This is a genomic window from Janibacter endophyticus (assembly GCF_016888335.1).
GTDB classification, from domain to species: Bacteria; Actinomycetota; Actinomycetes; order Actinomycetales; family Dermatophilaceae; genus Marihabitans; species Marihabitans endophyticum.
Genome location: NZ_JAFEJG010000004.1, coordinates 1768204 through 1780050, shown reverse-complemented (window position 1 = coordinate 1780050; position 11847 = coordinate 1768204). Strand labels below are relative to the sequence as shown.

The following is an 11847-nucleotide window of genomic DNA, read 5'->3' as shown; positions in this document are numbered from 1 at the left end:
TCAGACGAGGGCACTCTGCTGCTGCCAGCCGGCGTAGGAGTACTGCCAGACCCCGATGCCCTCGGTGGGCAGGAACTCGCGGCCCGACCCGGTGAAGTCGACCGGGTCGCCCGGGATGGAGTTCTCGTACACCCACCGTGCGTGCTCGGGAGCCATGTTGACGCAGCCGTGCGAGACGTTGGCACGGCCCTGCGAGCCGAGCGACCAGGGCGCGGAGTGGAGGAACTCCCCGGTCCAGGTGACTCGGACGTTCCAGCTCGTGTCGACGTTGTAGTAGCCGGGCTCACCCTTGTCGATGCCCACCGTCGCCGAGTCCATCGTCATGTCGGCGACCTTGTTGATGACGACCTTCAGCCCCGACCGGGTCTCGGTCTCGGGGCCCGGCTTGCCGCTGGAGACCGGGATGGTCCGCAGCGCCTGCCCGCCCCGGGTCACCGTCATCTGGTGTCCCGCGATGTCGACCTTCGTCATCTGCTCGCGTCCGATGGTCATGCTGCCGGAGACATCGTCGGCGACCCACTTGTCCTCGCCGGTCTGGAAGCCGGTGAGCGGCGCGTCGAGGCGGACCGTGGTCCCGGGCTCCCAGAAGGCCTTGGGGCGCCACATGAGCTGGCGGTTGTCGAGCCAGCCCCAGGAGCCCTCGGTCTTCGGCGAGGTCGTCACGCTCACCGCCCGCTCGATCTGCTCGCGGAAGGCCCTTGTCGTCACCTCTGAGTCGAACTGGAGGCTCACGGGCATCGCCACACCGCCGGTCTGCCCGGCGTAGACCATCCCGTAGGTCGCGGTCACGGCGGGCTCGTGCGTGCTGAAGCCGCTCGTGCTCGTGACCCTCGTGCCGTCGGGACCGACGCTCGTAACGGCGACGCTGTAGCGTGCGGAGGGCGCGAGGCGGGACGTGCTCGACCACTCACCCCCGGTGAGGGCCCCCTCGACGGGAGGACCGCCCTTCGTGCTCACCTCGACCCGCTCGATGCGCCCGGTCACCGCCGCGACGCTCACCTCGTCGTCCGGCATGACCCCCGTGGCCCCGTCGGCGGGCACGACCGTGATCTCGGCCGGCTGGGGCGGGGTGCTGGTGCTCGACCTGCTCGCCGACGCTCCCGCAGACCGTCCCGTCTCACCGCTCGTCTCGCCGCCCTGGCACCCGGCCAGCACGACGAGAGCGACGAGGACCGTCAGGCCCCGGCGCGCCCCTGATCGCACCCTGCGTGCCCCCACTGCTCTGCTCTCCCCTGTCTCGGCAACTGGACGATCCTACCGGCTGGCCGCTCCCCCGCCGAACCGCCGACGTCGCGGCACGACGAAGGGGTGAGCAGACCTCGTCGGTCCGCTCACCCCTTCGTCAGGGCACGGTGCGCGTCAGTGCGCGTGCTCGCCCTTGTAGTGCTCGAAGACCCAGCCGATGAGCGCGTAGACGCCCAGGACCACGCCGAAGACGGCGATCCAGAAGCCGGCCGCAACGCCGAGGAAGATGATCGACGCCGACAGCCCGAGCCACAGCGGCCACCACGAGTACGGGGTGAACGCGCCGTAGTTGCCGGCCTGCTCCTCGATCTCGCCGTCGAGGTTGTCCTCGGGACGCAGCGGGAGCTTCGAGGCCGTCTTCCAGAGGTAGAAGGAAATCATGAAGCCGAGTCCGGCGCACAGGTAGAGCGCAACCCAGCCGACCGGCTCGCCCCACCCGGTCCACGCACCGTAGAGGGTGGCGGCGAAGACGAAGAAGATTCCGATGACGGCGAAGAGCTTGATCTCGGGCTTCATGCGTTGTCCTCTCGGGTCGCACGCTCGGCGACGACCTGCGCGCGCTGGTCAGCCGGGGTGATCGCGCTCGGCGCGTACTCGGGGTGGTGGAGGTCGAAGGCCGGGCGCTCCGAGCGGATCCGCGGGATCGAGGTGAAGTTGTGCCGCGGCGGCGGGCAGGAGGTCGCCCACTCGAGCGAGGCACCGTAGCCCCACGGGTCGTCCATCGTGACGTTGGGCGCCGAGGTCTGCGTCTTCCACACGTTGTAGAAGAAGGGGAAGAAGGAGACCGCGAGGATGAACGCGCCGACCGTGGAGATCTGGTTGGCGAGCTGGATGTTGTCCTCGACCATGTAGTCCGCGTAGCGACGCGGCATGTTCTGCACGCCCAGCCAGTGCTGGATGAGGAAGGTCGTGTGGAAGCCGATGAAGAGCAGCCAGAAGTGCCACTTCGCCAGGCCCTCGTCGAGCATCTTGCCCGTGATCTTCGGCCACCAGAAGTACAGCCCCGCGAAGAAGCTGAAGACGATGGTGCCGAAGAGCACGTAGTGGAAGTGCGCCACGACGAAGTACGTGTCGGAGACTTGGAAGTCCAGGGCCGGGCTGGCGAGGATGACACCGGTCAGACCACCGAAGAGGAAGGTTACGAGGAAGCCGAGCGCCCAGATCATCGGCGAGTCGAAGACGAGCTTGCCGCCCCACATCGTGCCGATCCAGTTGAAGAACTTCACGCCTGTCGGCACCGCGATGGCCATCGTCATGATCGCGAAGAACGGCAGGAAGACCTGCCCGGTGACGTACATGTGGTGGGCCCACACCGACACCGAGAGCGCCGCGATGGCGATCGTCGCGAAGACGAGCGTCTTGTAGCCGAAGATCGGCTTGCGCGAGAAGACCGGGACGATCTCGGAGATCACGCCGAAGAACGGCAGGGCGAGGACGTACACCTCTGGGTGCCCGAAGAACCAGAAGAGGTGCTGCCACAGGATCGTGCCGCCGCTCTCCGGGGCGAAGATGTGCCCGCCGAAGCGCCGGTCGACACCGAGCCCGATGAGGGCCGCCGCGAGGACCGGGAAGGCCATGAGGATGAGGACGGAGGTGATGAGGATGGTCCAGGTGAAGATCGGCATCCGGAACATCGTCATGCCCGGAGCGCGCATGCACAGGATCGTGGTGATGAAGTTGACCGCACCGAGGATGGTTCCGAAACCACCGAGCGCCAGGCCCCAGACCCAGAGGTCGCCGCCGAGGCCGGGGCTGTACGACGGGTTCGAGAGCGGGGTGTACGCGGTCCAGCCGAAGCTCGCCGCGCCGCCCGGGGTCAGCAGGCCGAAGCCGGCGATGAGTCCACCGAAGAGGTAGAGCCAGAAGGCGAACATGTTCAGTCGCGGGAAGGCGACGTCCGGCGCACCGATCTGCAGCGGCATGAGCGCGTTCGCGAAGCCGGCGAAGGCCGGCGTCGCGAAGAGCAGCAGCATGATCGTGCCGTGCATCGTGAACATCTGGTTGAACTGCTCGGGGTTGTCGACGACCTGCAGGCCGGGCGCCCAGAGCTCGGCTCGGATGACGAGAGCCATCACGCCGCCGATGAGGAACCAGATGAAGGAGGCGACGAGGTAGAGGTTGCCGATGACCTTGTGGTCGGTCGTCGTCAGGTACTTGAAGGCCTGGCTGCCCGCTCGCTCCTGCCGCAGCTCGCGGCGGTCTGGAGCGTCGCTGGTCCGGTTGAGAATTCCGCCGATCGACATCAGCGTGCACCTTCCTCGAGGAGGTCGTCCTGGCCGGGGACCAGGGCCTCACGGTTGAGCCCGTTCTCCAGCTGGCCAGTCTGGCCCTTGGCCCGGAGCTCCTCCATGTGTTGGTCGAACTCCTCCTGGGTCACGATCTTGACGTTGAAGAGCATCTGGCTGTGGTAGGCGCCGCAGAGCTCGGCGCACTTGCCCTGGAAGGTACCGGTCTCGGTCGGGGTGACCTGGAGACGGTTGACCAGGGAGGGGTTGAGGTCCATCTTCTCGAGGAAGGCGGGGACCCAGAAGGAGTGGACGACGTCACGCGAGGTGAGCTGGAACTCGACCCGCTGGTCGACCGGCACGTAGAGCGTCGGGAGCTTGTCCTGCGCACCCTCCTTGCCGTTGAGCTCGGCCATCTGGCCGGCCTCGTGGACGTCGGCCTCGACGTAGTTGAAGTCCCAGCTCCACTGCTTGCCGACGACGTTGATCGTCACGTCGGGCTCGGCGTCCGCGTCGTACAGCTTGGACTGGACGTCCTCGGTGAAGTAGAAGAGCGCACCGACCATGAGGATCGGCACGACGGTGTAGAGCACCTCGAGCGGCACGTTGTACTGCAGCTGCGGGGGCAGGGTGCCGTCGTCGTCCTTGCGGCGGCGGTAGGCGACCATGCACCAGATCGTCAGACCCCAGACGAGGATGCCGACAGCCATCGCGGCGATCCACGAGCCGATCCAGAGGTTCTCGACGAGGGCGGCCTCCTCGGTCACGCCGTTGGGCAGGTAACCGTTGGACGCGTCGGTCGAGATCCCCACGGCGCTGCAGGCCGAGAGGGTCAGGGCAGCGACGGCGATACCGGCGAGGCCGAGACGACGACGAGCTCGACCGATGTGGCGGTCAGTACGAGGCAAGGGGCACCCACCTGTGTCGGAGCGGACAGCAATACACGGGCAAAGGTACCGCAGGCTCGTGGGGCGGTTGGGACGGGGGGCGCGATTCGGTCGGCGTGGCGGATCCACCCGGCACCCGGGCCCGCTCAGCCTGCCCAGCCCTCGGGCAGCGCCGACCGGACGAGCTCGATCTGTGGCAGGGCGAGCGCCTGGCGCAGCCGGCCCGCATATTCCTCCCGGGGGATCTCGGTGACGCCGAGCGAGGCGAGATGAGGCGTCGCCCACTGGGTGTCGATGATGGCCGCCGGCCGCGAAGGGGCGAGGACGAGGGCGTCGAGGGCCACGAGGGCGACCTTCGAGGCGTCCGTGGCCCGGCGGAACATCGACTCCCCGGCGAAGAGCCCGCCGATGCTCACCCCGTAGAGCCCCCCGACGAGGCGACCTCCTCCCCCTTCGTCCCAGACCTCGACGGAGTGGGCCCACCCGAGGCGGTGGAGGGTGCCGTAGGCCCGCCGGATGTCGTCGGTGATCCACCGGCCGTCCCGGGCGGGGTCGGCGCAGGCCGCGACGACCGCGTCGAAGGCCCGGTCGACGGTCACGCCGTAGCGGCGGCAGGAGCGCCGCAGGGAGCGGCTGACGCGCAGCGCGCCGGGCAGGAGGACCCCGCGCAGCTCGGGCCGCCACCAGCCGATGGGCGGGGCGCCGTGCTCCCCGATCCCCATCGGGAAGAGGCCGTGGCGGTAGGCGTCGAGCAGGGTGCCGGGGGCAAGGTCCGCCCCGACGCCCAGGAGGTCCTCGTCGGGCAGGTCGAGGAGGTCGTCGAAGTCGACGGCGCCCGGCCCCGGGTCGATCGGCGGGTACGGGACCTCGGGCACGGGAGCACCGGCCGTCGGGCTCAGCCCCGGGCGGCGAGCGCGTCGGCGAGCAGGTCGGCGCTCGCGTCGCCGTAGGCCTCGCGGAAGCGGTCGACGAAGGACGGGATCGTGAGGTCGTACTCCTGGGTGCCGACCGTCTCGATGACGTAGGTGGCGAGCATGGAGCCGATCTCCGCGCACTCGCGCAGCGGCAGGTCGAGCGCCAGGCCGGTGAGGAAGCCGGCGCGGAAGGCGTCGCCGACGCCGGTCGGGTCGGCCTTGGTCACCTCGCGGGCCGCCGCGACGACGATCGGCTCGTCGAGCCCCTCGCCGGTGATGCGCACGCCGTCCTTGCCGAGAGTGGTCACCCGGTAGCGGACCCGGGCGTTGATCTCATCCTGGCCCCAGCCGGTCTTCTGCTCGGTGAGGTGGGACTCGTACTCGTTGGTGATGAGGTACTCGGCGCCCTCGATGAGTCCGCGGATGAAGTCACCGTCGCTGAAGGCGAGCTGCTGGCTGGGGTCGGCGACGAAGGGGATGCCGCGCTTGCGGCACTCGTCGGTGTGACGGCGCATCGCCTCGGGGTCGTCAGGACCGACGAGGACGAGGTCCAGGCCGCCGACGCGGTCGGCGACGGGCCCGAGCTCGATGTCGCGGGCCTCGCTCATCGCTCCGGCGTAGAAGGTCGCGATCTGGGCCATGTCGTCGTCGGTCGTGCACACGAAGCGGGCCGTGTGCTGCGTCTGCGACACGTGGACGGACGCGCAGTCCACGCCGTGCCGCTCGAGCCAGCTGCGGTAGTCGGCGAAGTCCTCGCCGACCGCGCCCACGAGGATGGGCCGCTGCCCCAGCTGGGCCATGCCGAAGGAGATGTTGGCCGCGACTCCCCCACGCCGGATCTCCAGGCCGTGCGCGAGGAAGCTCAGCGAGATCTTGTCGAGCTGCTCGACGACGAGGGAGTCGGCGAAACGGCCCGAGAAGGTCATGAGGTGATCGGTGGCGATGGAGCCGGCGATAGCGATGCGCACGGGAGGACCTTAACCGCCGGGCGTCGAGCCGCCACGCCCGCCCGCCGAGGGGTTGTGGCGTGCGTCACAAGACCTCGCTATCGTGGCCGCATGAGCGAGATGCAGCCGACAGCGTTCGACGGGCTCGACAGCGGGAGCATCAGCGAGCTGGCCACCACCGGGGCCCGGGTGTGGGACTCCCCCGCCCTGGGCTCGCACGCGCCGGCGACCGGCCTCGGCTGGGCCCCCCACCCCACGGACTTCTCCGTCCCCGACCGGGCTCGCACCCTCGTCCCGAGGGAGCTCTTCTTCGTCTGAGCCCAGCTCGACCTCGTGACAACGACGTCACGACGAAGGGGCCGTCACCGGTGATCCGGTGACGGCCCCTTCGTGCGTGCGGGACGGGTCAGCTGAAGCTGTCCCCGCAGGCGCAGGAGCTGCCCGCGTTGGGGTTGTCGATCGTGAAGCCCTGCTTCTCGATGGTGTCGGCGAAGTCGATGCTCGCACCGGTGAGGTAGGGCGCGCTCATCCGGTCGACGACGACCTCGACACCGTCGAACTCGCGGACAAGGTCACCGTCGAGGGTGCGCTCGTCGAAGTAGAGCTGGTAGATCAGGCCGGAGCAGCCGCCGGGCTGCACGCCGACGCGCAGGCGCAGGTCGTCCCGGCCCTCCTGCTCGAGGAGGGACTTGACCTTGCCGGCGGCGACGTCGGTCAGGAGGACACCGTGCGCCTCCTCCGTGGTGCTGGCAACGTTCGTCTCGTCCTGGACGCTCATCTCAAACCTCACGTGTCTCGGGGGTGCGGGCAGTGGTGCCCGTCAGCAGGGCCCAACAGCGGACCCGGCGGGGATGTTCCCGCCCGACCAATGTACGTCAGCAGGCTGGGAGGTCAACGCTCGACAAGAGACGAAGGGGGGTCAGCGGCGGGGGGACCAGGTGCGGGCGACCCGGGCGGCCCGGTCGGTGAGGCGCGGCACGGGGTCGGCGAGCGAGGCGTCGACCTCCGCGAGGCTCTCGGCGACGGCGTAGACGCCGCTCGCCCCCATGGCCATCGCCTCGCGGCGCCCGAGCAGGACGCGCCCGGCGATGATGACGACGGGGGTGCCGTGACGGCCCGCGGCGGCGCACACGCCGCTGGCGACCTTGCCCTGCCGGGACTGCCAGTCGAGCGATCCCTCCCCCGTGACGACGAGGTCGGCGGCGGCGATGAGCTCGTCGATGCCGACCGCCTCGAGGGTGAGGTCGACCCCGCTGACCCGACGTCCGCCGAGGACGAGCAGGCCGTAGCCGATCCCGCCGGCCGCGCCGGCACCCGGCTCGCGGTCGAGGCGGCGCGGACGCCCGGTGAGCAGGTCGGTCGGGGCCGGGTGGACGCCGGAGAGGACGGAGACGAAGTGGCCGAGGGCGCCCTCGAGCTGCTGGGCGAGCTCGGGGCTCGCACCCTTCTGCGCCGCGAAGTTCGCGCTCGCCCCGTCGAGCCCGAGGAGGGGCACCTCGACGTCGGTGGCGGCCACGATCTCCACCCCGGCGAGGGCCGCACGGGCTGCGTCGACGACGCCCGCGACGTCGTCGGGCGCGACCGAGGCCAGGCCGAGCCCTCCCCCGGCGAGCAGACCCTCCTGACGACCGGCGAGCGCCGCGATCATCCCGGCGCCCCCGTCGTTGGTGCCCGACCCGCCGAGACCGACGACGACCCGGCGGGCACCGGCCGAGACGGCGGCGAGGAGCAGGTCGCCGAGGCCGGCGGAGGAGGTGACCGCGGGGTCGCGCTCCGAGGCCTCGAGCAGGTGCAGACCGACAGCCTGCGCGCTCTCGACCCAGGCTGTGCGCCCCCCTTCGTCCTCGGTGAGGAAGACCGCCGCCGGGACGCGACGGCCGAGAGGGTCGGGGACGGTCACGGCGACCGTCTCGCCGTCGCGCGCGCCCGAGACGACGTCGAGGAAGCCCGGGCCGCCGTCGCTCAGCGGCAGGAGGGTGAGGAGGTCGTCGGGGGCGCTGCTGCGCCAGCCGGCGGCGATGGCCCCGGCCGCCTGGGTCGCGGTGAGGGTCCCGGTGAAGCAGTCGGGCGCGATGAGGACGTGCACGTCGTGAGGGTACCGAGTCGGCTCAGCCCGGCAGGCCGGCGAGGATCTGGGCGATGAGGATCTTCGCGATCATCGCGGCCGGGTAGACGAGGGCGTAGCCGAGGCCGACCCGGGTGTCGAAGCCGGTGCGCTCGTTGGCGAAGGCGAGGACGGCCGGCTGGGTCTGGCTGCCGGCCAGGACGCCGGCCAGCTCGCGCGGAGGGGTGCGCAGCAGGAAACGGCCGACCAGCCCGATGCCCACGGCGGCCAGGGTGGTCATGACGAAGCCGAGCACGCCGACCTTCCACCCGATGTCGGAGGTGATCGCCTCGGCGAAGCGCTCCCCCGCCCGGGAGCCGGCGTAGGCGAGGAAGGTGAGCATGCCGAAGACGGACAGGGTCGTCGCCGCCGAGTTCGGCATCGACACGACGACCGGGCCCACCCGGCCGAGGCGGCCGAAGACGAGCCCGACGAGGAGCGTGCCGGCCGCGGCCCCGAGGCTGAAGGAGCCGCCGGGGACCGGCACCTCGATCAGGCCGATGGCGACACCGACGGCGATGCCGAGGGCGAAGCCGATGGGGTTGATGTCGCTCAGCCCTCGCTCGCTGTCGCCGAGGTGGCGGGTCACGGCGTCCATGCGGTCCTTCGCGGCGACGACGCGCAGCCGGTCACCCATCTGCACGACGAAGTCGTCGTGGGCGACGAGGTCGACGTCGCCGCGGCGGACGCGCGTGATGTTCGCCGAGAAGTCCTCGTCGATGTGCAGCTCGCGCAGGGTGCGGCCCGCCAGCCGCGGGTTGGACAGGGTGATCCGGCGGTAGTCGTAGTCGCGGTGGTCGATGAGCGTGTGCGTCGAGGGGTGCCCGATGCGCTCGGTGACCTCGCGGACGACCTCGGCCGGACCGACGAGACCGACGAGGTCGCCGCGCTGCAGCACCGTCCACTCCGAGGGGAGCTCGACGGGTGCCTCCTCACCGTGCCGCAGGCGGGAGACGACGAGACGGCCGGGGTGCATCGTGAGCAGGGCCCCCACCGGGACCATCTCGTCGGTGTCGACCCGCACGGTGCTGTTGGTCAGCGGCTCCTCGGCACCCGAGTCGGCGCTCTCGTGGCGCAGGACGAGCAGGCTCGTGAGCAGCATGCCGACGACGCCGTAGAGATAGGCAAGCGAGTAGCCGATCGTCGGGCCGACCGGGTCGCCGGAGCGCTCGGTGGCGGCGGCCAGCGCCGGGGTGTTGGTCAGAGCCCCGGCGAAGGAGCCCGCGATGACCGGGCTGGAGAGCCCGAGGAGACGTCCGACGAGGACGCCGACCGCGGCCACCCCGAGGAAGATCATGACGACGGCGAGCATCGGCCGCCAGCCGGTGCGGAGCGAGGCGAAGAAGCTCGACCCCGACACCACACCGACGGTGTAGGTGAAGAGGACGAGGCCGAGCGTGCCGACGACCTCGGGCACGAGGAGCGGGGTCTCGGCGGCCGCCCCGGAAGCGGCGACACCGATCGCGGCGAAGAGCACGGCGGCCGGGCCGAGGTGGACCCGCTTGAGGCGGACGGCGCCAAGCACCGAGCCCACCGCGAGCAGGATCATCAGGAGGAGGACCGGCTCCCTGCCGAGGAGGTCGAGTGCGGGTCCCATGGGTCACCAGCCTAGGACGGGTCTGGTTCCGCGGGGATCCCGGTGTCTCGCACGAGGTAGAGCCACGGGAAGGCCCGGCAGCCCACGACCCAGCCGTCCCGCAGGTAGCGGCTCGTCGGCCGGGTCCACGCGACCCGCCGGTGCTCCCACTGCGTGCCGGTGCGCGCGACGACATGGAACAGCATCCCGGCGCCGACGGTCCGCCACCCGCGCCGCCCCGCGATCTCGAGCTCGGCCATCTCGTCGAAGGCGGTCACCGGACCGAGGCGGCGGGTCTGCCCCTTCGTCTCGGCGACCTCGGCCCCCGACTGGCCGAAGCGCTGCTGCACCGCCTGCCGGCTCATGCCGAGCGCGCCGCCGATGGCGGCCCAGCTGTGGCCGTGGCCGCGGGCGGCCGCCACGGACTGGCGGAGGAGGTCACGGGTCACCCCTTCGGCGACGGCGGCGCGGGCGACGAGCGCGAGATGGTCGGCGGGGTCCTGGGGGTCGAGCCCGGCGTCCTCGAGGATGGCCCGCCCGATGCGCTCGGCGAGGGCCTGGTCCTGGGTCATCGGCCGGCCTTGTCGTCCTCGCTCGGCAGCCACAGGGCGCCCTCGTCGGGCTCCTTGCTCGACCACCTCAGGGCGCGGGCGAGGAAGAAGACACCAAGGATGATGAGCGCGAGGCCGGCCCCCTCGAAGAAGCCGTGGAAGAAGCCGGACCCGATGGGTCGGGCGAGGAGCACGCTCACGAGCCCGAGCGCGAGCATGACGTAGCCGGGACGGGTGCTGGAAAGGTTCGCCATGCGTCAACGGTAGGTTGACGCAGGAAGGCCTGTCAACCTCCCGTTGACATGACCTCAGGCGGGGCGGACGAGTCCCGTCGCCGGGTCGACGAAGGGATTGTGCTCGACCGGCACCCGCTCCCCCTCGGCGATCGGGCCCGGGGCCGTCCCGTCACCGAAGGGCGACCCGCCGAGGCTCTCGCGGCCGTGCGGCTCGAGCCAGCCGGTGAGGTCGGGTCCCTGCGGGACGACACCGGTCGGGTTGATGTCGCGGTGGACCTCGTAGTAGTGCCGCTTGATGTGCACGAAGTCCGTCGTGTCGCCGAAGCCGGGCGTCGTGAAGAGGTCGCGCGCGTACGCCCACAGCACCGGCATCTCGGTGAGCTTGGAGCGGTTACACTTGAAGTGCCCGTGGTAGGCCGCGTCGAAGCGGGCGAGCGTCGTGAAGAGCCGGACGTCCGCCTCGGTGATGCGCTCCCCGAGGAGGTAGCGACGGTCGGCGAGGTGGCCCTCGAGCCAGTCGAGCGCGGTCCACAGCCGCTCGTAGGCCGCGTCGTAGGACTCCTGGGTGCCGGCGAAGCCGCAGCGGTACACGCCGTTGTTGACCTCGGTGTAGACCCGCTTGTTGATCGTGGCCATCTCCTCGAGGTGCTCCTGCGGCCACAGGTCCGGCGCACCCTCGCGGTGGTGCTCGCGCCACTGGGTGGAGAGGTCCTCGGTGATCTGCGGGAAGTCGTTCGTCACGACCCCGCCGCTCGGCACGTCGACGACCGCCGGCACGGTGATACCCCGCGGGTAGCCGGGCCAGCGGGTCTCGTAGGCGTCCTTGAGCCGCGGGATCTGCAGCACCGGGTCGAGGTGGTCGGGGTCGAGGTCGAAGGTCCAGCTGTCGGCGTCGTGGGTCGGCCCGGCGACGCCCATCGAGATGACGTCCTCGAGACCGAGGAGGCGGCGCACGATGATCGCGCGGTTGGCCCACGGACAGGCCCGCGAGACGACGAGGCGGTAGCGGCCCGGCTCGACCGGCCACTGCTGCTCACCGATCGGGGTGTCGCTCCCGGGAGCCTTCGCCGGGTCGGGGTCCGCGACGATGCGGTCCTCGATGTAGCTGGTGTCGCGGTTGTACTCCTGCTCGACATACGTTCCCTGGGCCATGCGGCCAGGC

The 11847-nt window shown here is 70.8% G+C and carries 13 protein-coding genes; 1 reads left to right on the top strand and 12 read right to left on the bottom strand.

Annotated elements, in window-relative coordinates; genetic code table 11:
• From JNO54_RS08555 to JNO54_RS08530, 6 genes are all read right to left on the bottom strand, one after another.
• Positions 1 to 1203: a L,D-transpeptidase gene (locus JNO54_RS08555; protein WP_204143521.1), complete on the bottom strand. Its 1203-nt coding sequence runs from the start codon at positions 1201 to 1203 to the stop codon at positions 1 to 3.
• Between the two features lie 156 nt (positions 1204 to 1359).
• On the bottom strand, positions 1360 to 1761 hold the full coding sequence (locus JNO54_RS08550; protein WP_204143520.1) for a cytochrome c oxidase subunit 4: 402 nt from the start codon (positions 1759 to 1761) through the stop codon (positions 1360 to 1362).
• Positions 1758 to 3488, bottom strand: coding sequence for an aa3-type cytochrome oxidase subunit I (gene ctaD, locus JNO54_RS08545; RefSeq protein WP_204143519.1), 1731 nt, complete (start codon positions 3486 to 3488; stop codon positions 1758 to 1760). The genes JNO54_RS08550 and ctaD overlap by 4 nt, the downstream gene beginning before the upstream one ends.
• Entirely contained in the window at positions 3488 to 4378 is an 891-nt protein-coding gene (gene ctaC, locus JNO54_RS08540) for an aa3-type cytochrome oxidase subunit II (RefSeq protein WP_233703215.1), read from the bottom strand. The genes ctaD and ctaC overlap by 1 nt, the downstream gene beginning before the upstream one ends.
• A 125-nt stretch (positions 4379 to 4503) precedes the next feature.
• Entirely contained in the window at positions 4504 to 5232 is a 729-nt protein-coding gene (gene aat, locus JNO54_RS08535) for a leucyl/phenylalanyl-tRNA--protein transferase (protein ID WP_372430714.1), read from the bottom strand.
• A gap of 20 nt (positions 5233 to 5252) precedes the next feature.
• On the bottom strand, positions 5253 to 6239 hold the full coding sequence (locus JNO54_RS08530) for a carbohydrate kinase family protein (protein WP_204143518.1): 987 nt from the start codon (positions 6237 to 6239) through the stop codon (positions 5253 to 5255).
• Between the two features lie 90 nt (positions 6240 to 6329).
• On the opposite strand from JNO54_RS08530, the gene JNO54_RS08525 reads away from it, so the two are divergent.
• A complete protein-coding gene (locus tag JNO54_RS08525; protein ID WP_204143517.1) occupies positions 6330 to 6536 on the top strand; it encodes a hypothetical protein in 207 nt (68 codons plus the stop codon).
• Positions 6537 to 6624: 88 nt separating this feature from the next.
• Here JNO54_RS08525 and erpA read toward each other — a convergent pair whose 3' ends face one another.
• The 6 genes from erpA to JNO54_RS08495 all read right to left on the bottom strand — a co-directional run bounded on the left by erpA (position 6625) and on the right by JNO54_RS08495 (position 11837).
• Positions 6625 to 6996, bottom strand: coding sequence for an iron-sulfur cluster insertion protein ErpA (erpA, locus tag JNO54_RS08520; RefSeq protein ID WP_204143516.1), 372 nt, complete (start codon positions 6994 to 6996; stop codon positions 6625 to 6627).
• 141 nt (positions 6997 to 7137) lie between these two features.
• Complete coding sequence (locus JNO54_RS08515) at positions 7138 to 8304, bottom strand: glycerate kinase family protein (RefSeq protein WP_204143515.1); 1167 nt, start codon at positions 8302 to 8304, stop codon at positions 7138 to 7140.
• A 22-nt stretch (positions 8305 to 8326) separates the two neighbouring features.
• Positions 8327 to 9919 (bottom strand): aspartate:alanine exchanger family transporter, encoded by a 1593-nt coding sequence (locus tag JNO54_RS08510; RefSeq protein WP_204143514.1) that lies wholly within the window; start codon positions 9917 to 9919, stop codon positions 8327 to 8329.
• Between the two features lie 11 nt (positions 9920 to 9930).
• Positions 9931 to 10470, bottom strand: a complete 540-nt coding sequence (locus tag JNO54_RS08505; protein ID WP_204143513.1) for a hypothetical protein — start codon at positions 10468 to 10470, stop codon at positions 9931 to 9933.
• A complete protein-coding gene (locus JNO54_RS08500) occupies positions 10467 to 10703 on the bottom strand; it encodes a hypothetical protein (RefSeq protein ID WP_204143512.1) in 237 nt (78 codons plus the stop codon). Before JNO54_RS08500 ends, JNO54_RS08505 begins: the two co-directional genes overlap by 4 nt.
• Positions 10704 to 10757: 54 nt before the next feature.
• Entirely contained in the window at positions 10758 to 11837 is a 1080-nt protein-coding gene (locus JNO54_RS08495) for a glutathione S-transferase family protein (protein WP_204143511.1), read from the bottom strand.
• Positions 11838 to 11847 lie beyond the last annotated feature (10 nt).

What these genes read in the sequence shown, in the direction of transcription:
- erpA (WP_204143516.1), bottom strand. Translation starts at nt 6,996, where the DNA reads ATGAGCGTCCAGGACGAGACGAACGTTGCCAGCACCACGGAGGAGGCG.
- JNO54_RS08495 (WP_204143511.1), bottom strand. Translation starts at nt 11,837, where the DNA reads ATGGCCCAGGGAACGTATGTCGAGCAGGAGTACAACCGCGACACCAGC.
- JNO54_RS08505 (WP_204143513.1), bottom strand. Translation starts at nt 10,470, where the DNA reads ATGACCCAGGACCAGGCCCTCGCCGAGCGCATCGGGCGGGCCATCCTC.
- JNO54_RS08510 (WP_204143514.1), bottom strand. Translation starts at nt 9,919, where the DNA reads ATGGGACCCGCACTCGACCTCCTCGGCAGGGAGCCGGTCCTCCTCCTG.
- JNO54_RS08525 (WP_204143517.1), top strand. Translation starts at nt 6,330, where the DNA reads ATGAGCGAGATGCAGCCGACAGCGTTCGACGGGCTCGACAGCGGGAGC.
- ctaD (WP_204143519.1), bottom strand. Translation starts at nt 3,488, where the DNA reads ATGTCGATCGGCGGAATTCTCAACCGGACCAGCGACGCTCCAGACCGC.
- JNO54_RS08500 (WP_204143512.1), bottom strand. Translation starts at nt 10,703, where the DNA reads ATGGCGAACCTTTCCAGCACCCGTCCCGGCTACGTCATGCTCGCGCTC.
- JNO54_RS08550 (WP_204143520.1), bottom strand. Translation starts at nt 1,761, where the DNA reads ATGAAGCCCGAGATCAAGCTCTTCGCCGTCATCGGAATCTTCTTCGTC.